The 16,794-nt window shown below is 61.6% G+C and carries 12 protein-coding genes; 5 read left to right on the top strand and 7 right to left on the bottom strand.

Features of this window, described 5'->3' with window-relative positions:
- Positions 1-26: 26 nt before the first annotated feature.
- From IPL75_20175 to IPL75_20185, 3 genes are read right to left on the bottom strand one after another with little or no spacing between them, the layout of a single operon-like run.
- Positions 27-1,448 (bottom strand): sigma-54-dependent Fis family transcriptional regulator, encoded by a 1,422-nt coding sequence (locus IPL75_20175; protein MBK9242509.1) that lies wholly within the window; start codon positions 1,446-1,448, stop codon positions 27-29.
- Positions 1,448-4,327, bottom strand: coding sequence for a PAS domain-containing protein (locus IPL75_20180; protein ID MBK9242510.1), 2,880 nt, complete (start codon positions 4,325-4,327; stop codon positions 1,448-1,450). The genes IPL75_20175 and IPL75_20180 overlap by 1 nt, the downstream gene beginning before the upstream one ends.
- 48 nt (positions 4,328-4,375) lie before the next feature.
- Positions 4,376-6,112, bottom strand: coding sequence for a TonB-dependent receptor (locus IPL75_20185; protein ID MBK9242511.1), 1,737 nt, complete (start codon positions 6,110-6,112; stop codon positions 4,376-4,378).
- On the opposite strand from IPL75_20185, the gene eno reads away from it, so the two are divergent.
- Together eno and gpmA are read left to right on the top strand one after the other, a co-directional pair.
- Positions 6,051-7,652, top strand: coding sequence for a phosphopyruvate hydratase (gene eno / locus IPL75_20190; GenBank protein MBK9242512.1), 1,602 nt, complete (start codon positions 6,051-6,053; stop codon positions 7,650-7,652). The genes IPL75_20185 and eno overlap by 62 nt on opposite strands.
- Entirely contained in the window at positions 7,652-8,401 is a 750-nt protein-coding gene (gene gpmA / locus IPL75_20195) for a 2,3-diphosphoglycerate-dependent phosphoglycerate mutase (GenBank protein MBK9242513.1), read from the top strand. The genes eno and gpmA overlap by 1 nt, the downstream gene beginning before the upstream one ends.
- A gap of 3 nt (positions 8,402-8,404) precedes the next feature.
- Here gpmA and IPL75_20200 read toward each other — a convergent pair whose 3' ends face one another.
- Positions 8,405-8,710 carry a hypothetical protein gene (locus IPL75_20200; GenBank protein ID MBK9242514.1) on the bottom strand — a complete coding sequence of 102 codons (306 nt, stop codon included), beginning with the start codon at positions 8,708-8,710 and terminating at the stop codon, positions 8,405-8,407.
- Positions 8,711-8,796: 86 nt separating this feature from the next.
- Between IPL75_20200 and IPL75_20205 the strand changes: the two genes are divergently transcribed.
- Genes IPL75_20205 through IPL75_20215 form a run of 3 tightly spaced genes read left to right on the top strand, consistent with a single transcriptional unit; the run spans position 8,797 to position 12,183 of the window.
- Positions 8,797-10,299, top strand: a complete 1,503-nt coding sequence (locus tag IPL75_20205; GenBank protein MBK9242515.1) for a methylmalonyl-CoA mutase — start codon at positions 8,797-8,799, stop codon at positions 10,297-10,299.
- Complete coding sequence (locus IPL75_20210; GenBank protein ID MBK9242516.1) at positions 10,253-11,293, top strand: ABC transporter ATP-binding protein; 1,041 nt, start codon at positions 10,253-10,255, stop codon at positions 11,291-11,293. Before IPL75_20205 ends, IPL75_20210 begins: the two co-directional genes overlap by 47 nt.
- Before the next feature lie 5 nt (positions 11,294-11,298).
- Positions 11,299-12,183 (top strand): ABC transporter ATP-binding protein, encoded by an 885-nt coding sequence (locus IPL75_20215; GenBank protein ID MBK9242517.1) that lies wholly within the window; start codon positions 11,299-11,301, stop codon positions 12,181-12,183.
- A 21-nt stretch (positions 12,184-12,204) separates the two neighbouring features.
- Here IPL75_20215 and IPL75_20220 read toward each other — a convergent pair whose 3' ends face one another.
- From IPL75_20220 to IPL75_20230, 3 genes are all read right to left on the bottom strand, one after another.
- The gene (locus IPL75_20220) at positions 12,205-14,070 is read right to left on the bottom strand and encodes an ABC transporter ATP-binding protein (GenBank protein ID MBK9242518.1); all 1,866 of its coding nucleotides are present in this window, start codon (positions 14,068-14,070) and stop codon (positions 12,205-12,207) included.
- 269 nt (positions 14,071-14,339) lie between these two features.
- Positions 14,340-16,310, bottom strand: a complete 1,971-nt coding sequence (acs, locus tag IPL75_20225; GenBank protein MBK9242519.1) for an acetate--CoA ligase — start codon at positions 16,308-16,310, stop codon at positions 14,340-14,342.
- Positions 16,307-16,789, bottom strand: coding sequence for a hypothetical protein (locus tag IPL75_20230; protein MBK9242520.1), 483 nt, complete (start codon positions 16,787-16,789; stop codon positions 16,307-16,309). Before IPL75_20230 ends, acs begins: the two co-directional genes overlap by 4 nt.
- Positions 16,790-16,794: the final 5 nt, after the last annotated feature.

Raw genomic sequence — 16,794 nt, forward strand, 5'->3', positions numbered from 1 at the left:
CCGAAGAGCTAAAGTGTACAGCAGCGCTACGTTTCAGACGAATCGTCGAGTTCCTGGCGCTTGCGCCGCGGCCGGATGTCGTACCGCTTGATCATCTCGTTCAGGGTCGTCGGCTTGATGTCCAGCAATTCGGCCGCCCGCTTCTGCACACCGCCCGCCGCCTCGAGCGCGGACTCAATCCAGCGGCGCTCGGCGTTCGCCAGTACTTCCTTGAGCGGAATGCCTTCGGGCGGAACAACGAAGTCCGCATCCTTGAACTCGCGGTTGAACCGCACCTGATCGGGAATCAGGTCCACGCCAATTTCCCGCTCGGGACACAACACGACGGCGCGTTCGATCACGTTCTCCAGTTCGCGCACGTTGCCCGGCCAGTCATAGGCCATGAGCAGGTCCAGCGCCTCCGGCGTGACGAACCAGCCCGACTTGCGGCTGTCCTCACCGTGTTTCTCGAGGAAGTGCTGCACGAGCAGCGGAATATCCTCCTTGTGGTCGCGCAGCGCGGGCATCTGAACGGGGATGACGTTGAGCCGGTAGAACAGGTCTTCGCGGAACCGGCCTTCAGCCACGCTCTTTCGCAGGTCCACATTCGTCGCCGCGATGATGCGGACGTCCACCTTGATGGTGTCCAGGCCGCCGAGGCGCATGAATTCTCGAGCCTGGATGACCCGCAGCAGTTTGGCCTGCGTCTCAAGCGGCACGTTGCCGATCTCGTCGAAAAAGATTGTCCCCCGGTCGGCCATCTCGAACAGGCCCTTCTTCATGGCCACCGCGCCGGTGAACGCGCCCTTGACGTGGCCAAACAACAGCGACTCGAGCAGGTCAGGCGGCAGGTTGCCGGAATTGACGGTCACGAAGGCTTTGTCCGCACGCGCGGAGTGGCGATGGCACGCCTGCGCCACCAGTTCCTTCCCCGTGCCGCTTTCTCCCTGGATCAGCACCGTCGTGCGGCTTGGCGCGGCGCGGGCCACCAGATCGTAAATGGCACGCATCTTCGGGCTGCCGCCGATGATCTGGTCGAAGCGGTGGCTTCCCAGCTTCAACCGGTTCCGCAATTCCAGGTTCTCGCGCTGCAGGCGCCGGCGCTCCACGGCGTTGTGCAGCACCACCAGCACTTCGTCGTTTTTGAACGGCTTGGTGAAATAGTGAAATGCGCCCTGCTTGGTGGCACGCACGGCCGTGTCGATCGTGCCGAACGCGGTAATCATGACCACGGGCAGTGTGTCGTCGCTCCGGCGAATTTCGTCGAGCACTTCAAGGCCGCTGCGATCGGGCAGCATCAGATCCAGGAGCACGGTATCGAAGTCGTTGTCGGCCAGCAGCGCAAGTCCGTCAGCCGCGGTGGCCGCCGTGCGCACCGCACATCCGTCCATCGTGAGCAACGCATGAAGCGCCTCCCGGATGATTTCCTCGTCGTCAATAACCAGAACGTTCGCGGGCGAATCAGTCATCAGTGAGCCAGGGCCTCTTTTGCACCGGCGGGCGTCGCCGGCAGGGTCAACACAAACCGCGTCCCCTGCCCCACCACACTCTCACAGGTGAGCGTGCCGGCGTGTTCCTGGACGATGCCGTAGGTGACGGAGAGGCCAAGGCCTGTGCCGCGGCCGTCGGCCTTGGTGGTGAAAAACGGATCGTAGATACGCGAGATGTGCTCGGACGGGATGCCCGAACCGGTGTCCGCCACTTCCACGGTGACCGTGTCGCCGGAGGCGGCAGTGGACACCGACAGCCATCCACCCTTCGGCATGGCATCACGCGCGTTGAGAAACAGATTCAGGAACACCTGCTGCAATTGGTACTCGAAACCCCGAATCGGCGCCGCCGGAGCCAGATCCCGACGCACCTGGATCCGGCTGCCGCGGAACTGGTGCTCGAGTAACGACAATACGTCACTGATGACCGCATTGAGGTCGAGCGGCGCCGCCTCGCCCTCGGAAGGCCGCGCCAGGTTCAGCAGGCTGTTGACGATCTTGGCGGCGCGGAAGGTCTGCCGCTCGATCTTCTCCAGCAGCTGGGTCCTGGGATCAGCCGGGTCTGCTTTGTCGAGCAGCATCTGGGTGAAGCTCGAGATGCCCGTGAGCGGCGTGTTGACCTCGTGCGCCACGCCGGCAGCCAGCAAGCCGATCGCCGCCATCTTCTCGGAGACGCGCAGCTGTTCCTCAAGGCTTGCGCGGTCGGTAATGTCCTCGATCACGATGATCCAGCCGGCCTTGGCCCCGTCGGTGGTTTGAAAGGGCGCGATGCCGGCGTTCACAAGCAACGGCCGCGCAAGGCCGGCAGGACCGGATGTCAGCGATGCGCGCAGCAGCGTGGCGCCCTCGGGCGTCTCGCGCCGCGCAGACATCAGCAGTTCCACAAACGACGCCGGAAACAACGCCGAGATGCGGCGGCCGATGGCGCGGGTGCGATCGAACTGGAACATCTGCTCCAGTCGGCGGTTCCAGCGCAGCACCCGATCGTCGAGATCGATGACGAACAGGCCGTCGCTCAACGACTCCACGACGCTGTCGCCGAACTGGCGCAGGCGCTCGATTTCATCCGCCTTCACGCTCAATTGCCGATATAGCCGCGCGTTCTCAAGAGCCGTCGCAGCCTGGCTGGCCACGGCGCCGAGCAACGCCATGTCCTCACTCGAGAGGGGTTCGAAGCGGGCGCGCCGGCCCACGGCGAGCACGCCGATCGTGACCTGCTTGGTGACGCAAGGCACAAACGCATGCCACCCCGCCAGCCGCCACTCCTCCCCCTCATCGCCGATCAGGCGCCGCAGGGGCTGCGGGTCGTCCATGCTGACCGTCTGCCCGGCCAACAATCGCTGTCCGAGCGCGGAGTCGCGCGAGATCTCCACGGGCCCGTTGTCGGTGCCGCCTGTGGCCACAGCGACAAAGGCCCCGCCGGTTTCCGGGTCGGTCAGGAGCAGCGCCATCCGATCGACCACCAGCGTCTCGCGTACGCGTTCGACCAGCCGCGTACTGAGGCGCTCCAGATCCAGGTCGCTGTTGAGTTCGCGCGCAAACGTGACCAGCGCCCGGCGGTAGTCGTAACGGTCGCGATAGTAGAGCCGGTCGAGACCGCCTTGAATCACGTTCCACAACCGCGGCGCCACAAGCACCACGACCAACGTCGCAAACAGCGCCCAGAAGCTATTGTCGTTTTGCGGATGCGGCCGCAACAGGCCGACGATGGCGAGCGTGCCCTGATAAATGGCCACCAGCACCAAACCGACAAACGACACGACCAACGCGCGCTTGATGATGACCTCGACGTCCATCAACCGGTAGCGGACGATAGCCGATGCGAAGGCCAGCGGAATGCAGCCGAGCAATAGCGCAGAGTACTCGCCGTAGGGCACCTTATCTGTCCAGCCAAGCAGGAACGGGATGGCATACGCCGTCACGAAGGGAATGGCACCAATGCCAGAGCCCCAGACTATCCATCGCATCTGCCGCCGGGCGGTGATCGACCGCAGCCGGCCCAGTGCCTGAATCATCAGCGTGAGGCCACCGAGCAGACAGGCCGACAGATACACAAGCTCGATGTTCTCGATCTGCGCGAGACGGCGCACCATCTCATCGCCAGGCAACCAGCGCAGCGCCGCAACCCTGGCCGCCGCCAGCAGCAACGCCGGCAGATACAGGAGCGGCACCGTGCGACGGCCCAGATCACTGCGCACCCAGGCCTGCGGCCGCTCTGGAAACACGAGCGCGAAGTGCAGGAATAACGGCGGCAGCAGGACCATGGCCACCGCGTCAGACCAGTAGAAGAATCGATCGGTGCCCGTGTATTCACCGGTGGTGGTGAACGCGCACACCCCGAAGAAGGCAACGGTCAGCCAGAAGAAGTGCAGGGTGGCCGTGTCGTTGGGCCGCCGGAGACGAACTGAGGCTCCCACCAGCAGCGCGAAGATGCCGACTGCGGCGAGCGGGTAATACAGGCCGTAGGGTGGTCCCGGGGCCAGCGCCAGCCGCACCGAGATGAGGTCTTCGACCGCGCCTCGCGACACGGCGTACGTGACGGCGCCGCCGGCGGGCAGTCCCTGCAGGGTCCGCGCCACATCCGCTGCGGACTCCACCGGGATGTTGTCGATCGCCCAGAGGGTGTCACCCTTCCGTACACCGGCCAGATCGGCCGGTGACCCTGGTGATACTTCAAATGCCTGCACGGCTGAGCCGCCGTCGCTCGTCCAGAACACCCCATCGTCGATCGCGGCCTTTTCCTGGTAATCGCGTACGACGAACATGTTGACGAGGGCGACCGCGATCAGCGCGGTGGATACCGTGACGGGTACCGCGATGCGCAAGAGCGGACGAACGTGGGTAATAAGGCGGGACATTCAGCAGAAGGAAGCGCCCCAGCCGGGGCCGCGACGAGGCTGGAGAGGTTAGAACCTCACCTGCACACCACCGAGCACCCGCCGTGGCGTGCGGACGGTCAAAAGCTCGTCATAAAACGAGCTCGCGTTCTCGGGATCGCGGAAGAGGTTGCTGATGCTCACCATGAACTCGATCCGGCCGCCCCCGAGCGTCCGCAGAGGCAGCGCCTGCCGGAGTTGCACGGCGAAACGGCCGTCGAACATCGCCGCGAGTCCTTCGGTATCCTGCCGCGTGAACGCGCTGTTGACGCGATACGCCACCGACAGGATGGTCGACGTGTCAGGAATCGAGGCCTCAAGCGTGCTTGTGACATCGTGCAGGCGTTCGCGCTCTGCACGCACCGCCGACGGCATCACCCGGGCAATATCAGCCGCCTCAGCGCCGAACACCCAACGTGCGTGACTGATTGAGTACTCCACCGATGCCTTCACCAGCGGCGTCACGTTTCCGGCCGCGCGCAGTGCCCACCCGTCGAGCCGCACGCTGCCGGGGCTCGCCACGTAGTAGTGCCCCACGGCCTTCGACGCGTTCACACCGAACATCGTGGCCAGCTGATCGCGCGAGTCTTCGTGGAACCAGCGCACGCCGATGACCATCGGCTGGCCAATCGCACCCAGGTCGTGCTCAACGCCGGCTTCATAACGCCGTACGCGTTCGGATCGGAAGGGCGCTCCAGGCACCAGGCTGGCGAACGTCCTCTCGGGCGGCAGCCAGGGTCCGGACGTGGGCGGTGGCAGGAACTCATCTGCGCCGGGCGCGACCACCGAGTTCGAGACCAGGCCTCTGAATGAGGTCTGCGGTGCGATACCGAGACGGAACCCGACACGCGGGCTGATAAAGTCCTGCCCGGCGACGTAATCGTACCGGTCAAGGCGCAGGCCGTAATCAATTTCGAGGCCGGGCTGCACACGCCACCGGTCGTGACCAAACACACTCGCCACCGCGCGTCCGGCGCCGGGCGTCGTCAACTGCGCCATGCCGAAGTCGTCCACTGCGCGCTGCGCGCCGTAGGACATCCCCACGCGGAACGCGTGCGCCTGCACATCACGCGCCTCGTACTCGCCAAGCACCACCCACGAGGCCAGACCGCCCGTGCTCAACGCGCCGCGCAGCCGCCAATCGCCGTGTACGCCGATGGGCGCACCCACCGCCATGTACGCGATGCCGCGCGGGTCGCGGTCTGGAAGACCGCCCTGAGTGGTGGACATCGCCGTGGCGGTCAACACGTTGACCTGTCCACTGAAATGCGTGTCGGCAAAAAACGATGTCGCGGCGCGGGCAGACTCAACGACCGCCCAGTCAAGAAACGACGGCAGGTAGCGGAAGTCTGTGCGGCGCGGCCGCTGCCCCGACTCGTCGCGCAGGATCGTACGCGGCAGATGCCGGAGATACCAGGAGTGCAAGCTGCCTTTTTCCGGCGGCGCGGCTGCGGCGGTACGTGCGGGCGCGGCGCCCGGGTCGGTCAGACCCACCGACGCGATCAACACGCGCCGCTCGGGCAACTCCGGCAACTTCGTGATCATGATGTTCCGCTTGAGATGCATGCTCGCGCCCACACGCACCAAAGCCCGGTAGGGAGAGACGTAGCCCGCGTGGGTGGCCCGCAGCACATACTCGCCGGGCACCAGAGACAAATTGAAACTGCCGGTCGCATCCGTCCGCGCCTGCGCCTGAATGGTACCGATGGCCGACACCGCCACGCCCGCCACGATCTGGCCGAGGTCATCGCGCACCACGCCGCTCACGACACCCGATCGCACAGCCGCCTCCACGCTGACGGGACGCGGTGCGCGCGCAAGCTGCGCCATCGCCGGCGACGCACTAATCGTGACGACGGCGACGGCAGCGATTATTGATGCGGCAGGTCGGGGCATCCACCCTCTCATTTCAGGTTGCTTCAGACGTCATGGTAGGCCACGATCTGAGTCAAGTCAAACCCTTGATAGTCGGCATGTTACACTGCCGACGACCGTGAAAATACAGAGCATTTTTTCCCGTCAAATCCTCGATTCCCGCGGCAACCCCACCGTTGAAGTGGATGTGACCCTCGATTCTGGGGCACTGGGCCGGGCCGCCGTGCCCTCTGGCGCATCAACCGGCAGCCGCGAAGCACTCGAACTTCGTGACGGCGACAAGGGGCGCTACCTCGGCCGGGGCGTGCTCAAAGCCGTGTCACACATCAACACGGAGATCGCCGCCGCGCTTCAGGGCGAAGCCCCGGACCAGCGTTCCATCGACGCGCAACTCGTGGCACTCGACGGCACGCCGAACAAGGCCCGCCTGGGCGCCAACGCGCTGCTGGGCGTGTCGATGGCTGTCCTGCGGGCCGCCGCTGCCGGACGCGGCATCCCCCTGTGCGAACACATCGTGTCGCTGCTCGATGCCCCGGTCGAAGGCGCGGGCACGCTGCTGCCGGTGCCGATGATGAACATCCTCAACGGCGGCGCTCACGCCGACACCAACGTGGACTTCCAGGAGTTCATGGTGATGCCCATCGGCCTGCCGTCCTTCTCTGAAGGCCTGCGAGCCGGCACCGAAACCTTCCATGCGCTGCGTGGACTCCTCAAGGCGCGAGGCCTCGCCACCGGCGTGGGCGACGAGGGCGGCTTCGCCCCGAGCCTCGCCTCCAATCGCGAAGCCGTCGAGCTGGTGCTTGAGGCCATTCACCGCGCCGGCTTCACACCGGGCCGCGACATGGTGGTGGCCCTCGACGTGGCCGCCAGCGAATTCTGGGATGCGGCCGAAGGCGCCTACGTTCTGGCGAAATCCGGCGAAGGCCGTCGCTCGTCCGACCAGATGATTGCGCTCTATGACGACTGGACCCGCCAGTACCCGATCGCCTCAGTGGAAGACGGGCTGGCCGAAGGCGACTGGCCCGGCTGGTCGCGCCTGACCGCCGCCATCGGCAACCGCGTCCAACTCGTGGGCGACGACGTGTTCGTGACGAACCCGGCGATTCTTCGGCGCGGCATCGACGAACGCGTCGGCAACGCGTTGCTCGTCAAGCTGAATCAGATCGGCACCGTCTCCGAGACGCTCGACGCCATGGCCATCGCCCGCCGCGCGGGGTACGCCTGCGTGATGTCCCATCGCTCCGGCGAAACCGAAGACAGCACGATTGCCGACCTCGCGGTGGGCACGGCCGCCGGCCAAATCAAAACAGGCTCGGCCAGCCGCTCCGATCGCACCGCCAAATACAACCAGTTGCTGCGCATCGAGGAAGCACTCGGCACCGCAGCCACGTACGCGGGCCGCAGCGCCCTCGCGCACCTGAGAACCGTCTGATGAAACGACTCGTGCTGCTCCGGCACGGCCAGAGCACCTGGAACCAGGAAAACCGCTTCACCGGCTGGACCGACGTTGATCTCAGCGAACTCGGACGACAGGAAGCCCTGGCGTCAGGACAACTGCTGCGCGCCGCCGGCGACACCTTCGACATCGCCTACACGTCTGTCCTCAAGCGCGCGATTCGTACGTGCTGGATCGTGCTCGACGAACTGGATCAGATGTGGATTCCGGTGGAACGCAGCTGGCGGCTCAACGAGCGCCACTATGGCGGACTGCAGGGACTCAACAAAGCCGAGACCGCGGCGAAACATGGCGATGCGCAGACCCACCTCTGGCGGCGCAGCTACGACATCCCGCCGCCGCCACTGGCGCTCGACGACCCGCGTCACCCGTCACACGACCCGCGGTATGCCACACTCGCGCCGGCCGATTGCCCCGCCACCGAATCACTGAAGGACACCGTGGCGCGGTTCCTGCCCTTCTGGAACAACACCATCGCGCCCGCGATCCTGCAGGGTCGCCGCGTGCTCATCGTGGCTCACGGCAACAGCCTCCGCGCGCTCGTGAAGCACCTTGATGGCATCTCTGACGCCGCCATCGCGGACCTCAACATCCCGACCGGCATCCCGCTCGTCTACGAACTGGACGACAGCCTGGTGCCTATCCGGCACTACTACCTTGGGGACGAAGCCGCGGCCGCGAAGGCGGCCGCCGCGGTGGCGCAACAAAGCCGCGCCGGAGCCTGAGCCCTACTCGACTTCTTTTTCGGTGGGCTCGTCGGCCGAGATCCTCAACGACTTGAGGAACCGGCGATCGTTGGATGTGATTTCGATGGGCGGCCGCGCCGGAGGCAGGGCCTTCATGCCACGCGCCGCCTGCGCCCCATCGGCAGGCGTCCGGCTCGCAAACCCGATCGAGGCTTCAAGCGATACCTTCAAGTCGTATCCGGCCTCGCGCGCTTTCTCAAGACACGCTTCCACTCGCGCGTCGTCGGCCACTGCAGCCGAAATGGCTTCGACCATGTCTCGCGCAAGTTGGTTCACTACCGGATCCATAAAGGCCTCCCTGCCGCCGAAGCGGGAAAACTGGGGGGATTGTACCAAAACGGCAGCAACGTGTGGGACTGCTAGAATCACCTCGAATGCCTGAGGCCGAATTTCCCGGTGTGTTTCCGTTCACACGCGGGATTCAACCCACGATGTACCGGGGTCGGCTGTGGACGATGCGGCAGTATGCCGGGTTCGGGACAGCCGCCGAGTCCAATGCGAGGTACCGCTACCTGCTGGCGAATGGCGTCAGCGGCCTGAGTGTCGCGTTCGACCTGCCGACACAGATGGGGTACGACTCCGATCATCCGATGGCTGCCGGCGAGGTGGGCCGCGTCGGCGTGGCGATCGATTCGCTGGACGACATGGCGATGCTGTTCGACGGCATCCCTCTGGGTGACGTCTCCACGTCGATGACCATCAATGCGACGGCCATCATTCTGCTGGCGCTGTACGTGGCGGTGGCGCGACGGCAGGGCGTGCCGCTGGCGCGACTGGCGGGCACCATCCAGAACGATGTGCTCAAGGAATACATTGCGCGCGGCACGTACATCTATCCGCCGCGCCATTCGCTGCGGATCGTGACCGACATCTTCGCGTGGTGCGAACGGGACCTGCCCAACTGGAACACGATTTCCATCAGCGGGTATCACATTCGTGAAGCGGGATCGACGGCGGTGCAGGAGGTGGCGTTCACGCTGGCCAATGGCATCGCGTATGTGGAGTCGGCGATGGCGGCCGGCCTGGACGTCAACCAGTTCGGCCAGCGCCTGTCGTTCTTCTTTGCTGCGCACAACGACTTCATCGAAGAAGTGGCGAAGTTTCGCGCCGCGCGCCGGCTGTGGGCCCACATCATGCGCGACCGGTTTGGCGCCACGAACCCACGGGCCCAGCAACTCCGGTTTCACACGCAGACCGGCGGGTCCACCCTCACTGCGCAGCAGCCCGACAACAACATCGTTCGGGTGGCGCTGCAGGCGATGGCGGCCATCCTGGGTGGCACGCAGTCGCTGCACTGCAACGGCCGCGACGAAGCACTCGCGCTGCCCACCGAGGATGCGGCCCGCCTGGCGCTGCGCACCCAGCAGATCATCGCGGAAGAAACAGGCGTGGCAAACACCGTGGACCCGGTGGGCGGCTCCTGGGCGATCGAGGAACGCACCGACGCCATTGCCGACGAGGCGCGCGCACTCATCGCGCGCATTGACGACGCGGGGGGCACCATTGCGGCCATCGAGGCCGGGCAGATTCAACGCCAGGTGCAGGACGCGGCGTATGCCGCGCAGTTGCGGATCGATCGGCGCGAGACGATCGTGGTGGGCGTGAATCAGTTCAACACCGGCGAGCAGTCGCCGATTGAAGTCATGCAGCTCGACCCGGGCGGCGAAGCGCGGCAGGCGGCGGCCGTGGCCGCGGTGCGGGCGCGCCGTGACCAGCAGGCCTGCAGTCAGGCGCTTGAGGCCCTGGCGGCCGCGGCGAGAGGAACGATGAACCTGGTGCCGCCGGTGCTGGCCGCGGTGGAGGCCCACGCGACGCTGGGCGAAATCTCGGATACGCTTCGCGGCGTCTTTGGCGAACACAGTGAACTCCACGTCTGACGCCCCGCTCCTGCGCGTCGATCGACTGCGCACGGTCTTCACCCTGCCGGATGGGCGTGACGTGGCCGCCGTGGATGACGTGTCGCTGGCCGTGCGCGCAGGCGAAACGCTCGGGCTGGTCGGCGAGTCGGGCAGCGGCAAGTCGGTGACCGCCCTGTCGATCCTTCGCCTGGTCATGCCGCCGGGACGCATCACGCAGGGCGAAATCACCTTCGACGGGCGAGACCTGCTGACCCTTGAGGAAAACGAACTACGGGCCATCCGCGGACGCCGGATTGGGTTCGTATTCCAGGAACCGATGGTGGCGCTCAACCCGGTCTACACGATCGGTCAACAGATCGCGGAAACGTTGACCGTGCACGGCCTTGCCCATGGCCCGGCCGCCCGCGCGCGTGCGATCGAATGGCTTCGCGCAGCGCGCGTGCCGGATCCCGAGCGCCGGGCCGGCGAATATCCCCACCAGCTCAGCGGCGGTCTTCGTCAGCGCGCGATGATTGCGCTGGCACTGTGCGCGGAACCTTCACTGGTCATTGCCGACGAACCAACCACGGCGCTCGACGTCACGGTCCAGGCCGAGATCCTGGACCTGCTTCGTGAACTCCGCGCATCGCTCGGTCTCGCACTGCTGCTGATCACGCACGACCTGGGCGTGGTGGCCGAAATGGCCGACCGCGTGGCCGTCATGTATGGCGGCCGAATTGTGGAAGACGGCCCGGTCGCCGATGTGTTCAAGACGCCGGCGCATCCGTACACGCGCGGCCTGCTGGCGTGCCTGCCGGGCTCGGCTGATGGCCGGCGCCTCACGGCGATTGCCGGCACCGTGCCGTCACTCGGACAATTCCCGCCGGGGTGTGCGTTTGCTCCCCGCTGCGTCGAACGCCTTCCGGTGTGCGACACCATTCCCCCAGCCGTGACCGCGCCAGTCGGCGTCGAAGGCGCCGGCCGCTCAGTCCGGTGCTACCTGCACGGCCATGCCACGGGAGGCGGCGCGTGACAGCACTGCACGTCAGCACTCCCCTCTTGCAGGTCTCGCATCTCGTAAAGGAGTTCCGCCGCGGCGGATGGCTGCGCAGCGGCGGCACCGTGCGCGCTGTTGACGACATCAGTTTCGATGTGCGACCCGGCGAGACGTTCGGCCTGGTCGGTGAATCCGGCTGTGGAAAGACGACCACCGGCCGCTGCATCCTGCGGCTGATCGAGCCCACATCGGGACAGGTCATCTTCAAGGGCACCGACCTGGCAGCGCTCAACGCACGAGACCTGCGGCGCGCCCGTCGCGATCTCCAAATCGTCTTTCAGGATCCCTATTCGTCGCTCAACCCCCGCATGCGCGTCGGCGCCATCGTCGAAGAACCGCTCATCATCCATCGCATCGGCACCCGCGAGGAGCGCAAGGCCCGGGTGGCGGAGCTGTTCGGCCTGGTCGGCCTGGACCCGGCGCAGATCTCGAAGTTCCCGCACGAGTTCAGCGGCGGCCAACGGCAGCGCATCGGGCTGGCCCGCGCTCTGGCGCTGAACCCGTCGCTCATCATCGCGGACGAACCGGTCTCGGCTCTGGATGTGTCGGTACAGGCGCAGGTCGTGAATCTTCTGCAGGATCTGCAGGCGAGGCTTGGCCTCACCTACCTGTTCATCGCGCACGACCTGCGCCTGGTGCGGCAGGTCTGCGATCGAGTGGCCGTGATGTATCGCGGCCGCATTGTCGAAAGTGCGCCCGCCAACCAACTCTTCACCAGCCCGGCCCACGCCTACACGCAGGCCCTGCTCTCAGCCGTGCCACGCGTGGACCCGGCCGACCGCACGGAGAGGATTCCCTTCGCGCACGAGGCGTATCAGCCAATGGCGTTGCGCGAAGTTGCGACCGACCACTTCGCGGCAGTCTGAGAAGACTCGCGCCACGCAGGATCACACAGAGACACAGAGACGCAGAGTTTTGTGGTTCTGGCCAAACCCACTCCGCGCCTCTGTGCCATCTCTTGTGATCCGGCGTGATCTGAGGGCCTGCCAGACCTGCTCCCTGTCTCTGTGCCCCTTTGTTATCCGGCGGAGGGCGACGGGCAGGCGGCGCGGGGGCGGACGCGACCGACAGGTAAGCGCGGAGTCTTTTTCTTTTTTTTTTTTTTTTTTTTTTTTTTTTTTTTTTTTTTTTTTTTTTTTTTTTTTTTTTTTTTTTTTTTTTTTTTTTTTTTTTTTTTTTTTTTTTTTTTTTTTTTTTTTTTTTTTTTTTTTTTTTTTTTTTTTTTTTTTTTTTTTTTTTTTTTTTTTTTTTTTTTTTTTTTTTTTTTTTTTTTTTTTTTTTTTTTTTTTTTTTTTTTTTTTTTTTTTTTTTTTTTTTTTTTTTTTTTTTTTTTTTTTTTTTTTTTTTTTTTTTTTTTTTTTTTTTTTTTTTTTTTTTTTTTTTTTTTTTTTTTTTTTTTTTTTTTTTTTTTTTTTTTTTTTTTTTTTTTTTTTTTTTTTTTTTTTTTTTTTTTTTTTTTTTTTTTTTTTTTTTTTTTTTTTTTTTTTTTTTTTTTTTTTTTTTTTTTTTTTTTTTTTTTTTTTTTTTTTTTTTTTTTTTTTTTTTTTTTTTTTTTTTTTTTTTTTTTTTTTTTTTTTTTTTTTTTTTTTTTTTTTTTTTTTTTTTTTTTTTTTTTTTTTTTTTTTTTTTTTTTTTTTTTTTTTTTTTTTTTTTTTTTTTTTTTTTTTTTTTTTTTTTTTTTTTTTTTTTTTTTTTTTTTTTTTTTTTTTTTTTTTTTTTTTTTTTTTTTTTTTTTTTTTTTTTTTTTTTTTTTTTTTTTTTTTTTTTTTTTTTTTTTTTTTTTTTTTTTTTTTTTTTTTTTTTTTTTTTTTTTTTTTTTTTTTTTTTTTTTTTTTTTTTTTTTTTTTTTTTTTTTTTTTTTTTTTTTTTTTTTTTTTTTTTTTTTTTTTTTTTTTTTTTTTTTTTTTTTTTTTTTTTTTTTTTTTTTTTTTTTTTTTTTTTTTTTTTTTTTTTTTTTTTTTTTTTTTTTTTTTTTTTTTTTTTTTTTTTTTTTTTTTTTTTTTTTTTTTTTTTTTTTTTTTTTTTTTTTTTTTTTTTTTTTTTTTTTTTTTTTTTTTTTTTTTTTTTTTTTTTTTTGCGGCGCGGCGGACGTCTTTTTCGACTTGCCCGTCGCGGATGTGGATGGTGCGATGGGCGTGGGCGGCCACTTCCGGCTCGTGCGTCACGAGGATGATCGTGTTGCCGGCCTCGTGGAGGCGCTCGAACAGGCTCATGATTTCCACGCCGGTTTTTGAGTCCAGGTTACCGGTGGGTTCGTCGGCGAGCACGATCGAAGGGTTGTTAACCAGCGCTCGGGCAATGGCCACGCGCTGGCGCTGGCCGCCCGACAGTTCGTTGGGCTTGTGGGTTTTGCGATCTCCCAATTCCACCTTGTCGAGCGCCGTGCTGGCGCGTTCGTGACGCACCTTCGCGCTGACGCCGGCGTAGATCAGGGGCAATTCGACGTTATGGAGCGCGGTGGCGCGAGGCAACAGGTTGAACGTCTGGAACACGAACCCGATTTCCTCGTTCCGGATGCGCGCCAACTCGTCGTCGCTCATCTGGCCCGCCTGTTTGCCGTTGAGCATGTAGGTGCCCTTCGACGGCGTGTCGAGGCATCCGATCAGGTTCATGAGCGTGGACTTGCCTGAACCGCTGGGCCCCATGATCGCCACGTATTCGCCGCGTTCAATGGAGATCGAGACCCCCCGGAGCGCGTGAATTTCTTCGGCGCCCATTACGTAGGTCTTCCACAGGTCGTTGGTTTCGATCAGTGCCATAACTCAAGCCTATACGGGATTAGGGGGAGGGGCGTTCCTCGCCCCCGTGTTAATGACGAAATGCCACAAATGTCCGAAATGGCGAAATGCGGACAAACCAATGCAGGGAAGAATGCCGGAATGTCTTGGCCCTCCAATGGTTGAATCTGCTGCTCCGAGGTCATTCATTCATTGCGCGTCTTGGACATTCGGAAACTTGGTCATTCCCGCACTGCAGACATTTCGCCACTTCGGACATTTGTGACATTTCGCCATTACGAGCGTTAGCTCTCAAGCGCTTCATACTCGTCCTTGAGGCGCCGGATGACGTTCGGATCGGCGAGCGTAGTAGTGTCTCCCAGGGCCTTGCCTTCGGCCACGTCCCGCAGCAGCCGCCGCATGATCTTGCCGGATCGCGTCTTGGGCAGGTCGGCGGCGAAGAGAATCTGGTCCGGCCGCGCGATGGCGCCGATCTTTCGAACCACGTGTTCCTTGAGCTCGTCGCTCAGGCCGGCGGTGGCGATGATTCCCTCTTTCACGGTCACAAACGCGGCGATCGACTGGCCCTTGATCTCGTGAGGGCGCCCGACCACCGCGGCTTCGGCCACCGATGGATGATCGACCAGCGCGCTCTCGATCTCGCTTGTCCCGAGACGATGGCCGGCCACATTCAGCACGTCGTCAACCCGGCCCAGCAGCCAGTAATCACCCTGCTCATCCACGTGAGCGCCGTCGCCCGTGAAATACACCCCGTCGTCCCAGCGGGTCCAGTACTGATCGACGAACCTGGCCGGGTCGCCGTAAATGCCGCGCAACATGCCGGGCCAGGGCTTTGTCAGCGCAAGGAGCCCGCCTCCCTTGGCGACAGCCACGCCTGCTCCGGTGCGAATCTCGGCGACGATGCCGGGAAATGGCTTCGTCGCCGAACCTGGCTTGAGCGAGGTGAGCCCAGGCAGCGGCGCAATCATGATGTGGCCGGTCTCGGTCTGCCACCACGTATCCACCACAGGGCAGCGATGCCGGCCGATGTGTTCGTGGTACCACATCCACGCTTCGGGGTTGATGGGTTCGCCGACCGAACCCAGAAGGCGCAGCGACGAAAGATCGCGCTTGGCGGGCCACTCGGTGCCCCACTTCATGAACGCGCGAATCGCAGTTGGCGCGGTGTAGAAGATGGTGACGCCGTAGCGTTCCACAATTTCCCAGAAGCGATCTTTCGACGGCCAGTCGGGCGCGCCCTCATACATCACCACGGTGGCGCCGTTCTGCAGCGGTCCGTACACGACGTAGCTGTGACCGGTGACCCAGCCGATGTCGGCGGTGCACCAGTACACGTCGGTGTCCTTCAGGTCGAAGACCCACTTTGTGGTGGCATAGGTGCCCACGAGGTAGCCGGCGGTGGTGTGCACGATGCCCTTGGGTTTGCCGGTGGTGCCAGAGGTGTAGAGGATGTAGAGCATGTCCTCTGCGTCCATCGGCTCGGGCGGGCAGTCCGCGGACGCGTCCTGCATCAAGCGGTGGTACCAGTGGTCGCGGCCTTCCTTGACGTGCACCGGATACATGTCACCCGCGTGCCGCCGCACGAGCAGGACGTTGCGAATCGAGGGTGTGTCCTGGAGAGCTTCGTCGGCCGTCTGTTTCAACGGCACGATGTGTCCGCGGCGGTAGCCGCCATCGGCAGTGATGAGCAACGAGGCTTGTGCGTCGTTGATGCGATCGCGCAGCGCTTCGGCGCTGAACCCGCCGAAGACCACCGAGTGCACGGCGCCGATGCGTGCGCAGGCGAGCATCGCGATGGCGAGTTCGGGAATCAGCGGCAGGTAGATGGCGACGCGGTCGCCCTTCGTCACACCAAGCGACTTCAGGACGTTGGCGCATTGACAGACCTGACGGTACAAGTCCCAGTACGTGAGTGTGCGGCGGTCGCCCGGCTCACCTTCCCAGATCAGTGCGGCCGTGTTGCGGCGCGATGTCCGCACGTGGCGGTCCAGGCAATTGACGCTCGCGTTGAGCTGGCCGCCGACAAACCATTTCGCATGGGGCGGCTGCCAGTCCAGCACCTGGGTCCAGGGGCGCGTCCATTCGAGTTCCGCGGCGAATCCCGCCCAGAACGCTTCTGGGTCCGCGGCGGCACGTTCGTAGACGGACGGGTCGTTGGCGATCGCATTGGCGCGCCAGTCCGCAGACGGCTCGAACACACGCTGCTCGTTGAGCAGCGCGTTGATTTCGGGCCCGCGGGGTGCGGTCGGGCTCACGCGGTCGGCCCGACCATCCCGTCCGGGGTGGCCTTCTTGCGGAAGAACGCAGTTCCCAGCAACGCGCCCAGCATGCCGAACACGGCATACAGCGGCACCGTGATGGCCACCATGAGCAGCGCGAGCGACGGTCCCGTCGCAAACCCGCGGATCATCTCCATCGTCTCGGGCGGCATGTTGGGAATGTTCGCCAGAGCCTGCTCAATGGCGTCCTGCTGCACGCCGCCAGTGAGGCGAATCATGAGGGCGCTGGCCACGCTCGAGAGGAGGCCGCCAACCGCGCCGGCGATAAGGCCGCTCAGCGCCGCCGCAGAGGTCTCGATCGGCTTCGGCGTGTTCTGCTGCTCCAGATAGGTCGTCAGCAGTCCGCCTGTGATGACCCAGAGACAACAACACACGTTGAACGCCCCGATGACGGGCAGCGCCGACAACACACCGATGAAGAGACCGCCGAGCAGTGCGGGTTGGAAACGGGCCATGGGCG

It is taken from the genome of Acidobacteriota bacterium (assembly GCA_016716905.1).
In the GTDB taxonomy this organism is placed as follows: Bacteria; Acidobacteriota; Vicinamibacteria; order Vicinamibacterales; family SCN-69-37; genus SYFT01.

Bases quoted from the DNA above. Each gene is read 5' to 3' on its own strand.
- IPL75_20180 (MBK9242510.1), bottom strand. From the start codon at position 4,327: ATGTCCCGCCTTATTACCCACGTTCGTCCGCTCTTGCGCATCGCGGTA.
- IPL75_20230 (MBK9242520.1), bottom strand. From the start codon at position 16,789: ATGGCCCGTTTCCAACCCGCACTGCTCGGCGGTCTCTTCATCGGTGTG.
- IPL75_20205 (MBK9242515.1), top strand. From the start codon at position 8,797: ATGCCTGAGGCCGAATTTCCCGGTGTGTTTCCGTTCACACGCGGGATT.
- gpmA (MBK9242513.1), top strand. From the start codon at position 7,652: ATGAAACGACTCGTGCTGCTCCGGCACGGCCAGAGCACCTGGAACCAG.
- IPL75_20200 (MBK9242514.1), bottom strand. From the start codon at position 8,710: ATGGATCCGGTAGTGAACCAACTTGCGCGAGACATGGTCGAAGCCATT.
- IPL75_20175 (MBK9242509.1), bottom strand. From the start codon at position 1,448: ATGACTGATTCGCCCGCGAACGTTCTGGTTATTGACGACGAGGAAATC.
- eno (MBK9242512.1), top strand. From the start codon at position 6,051: ATGGCCGACACCGCCACGCCCGCCACGATCTGGCCGAGGTCATCGCGC.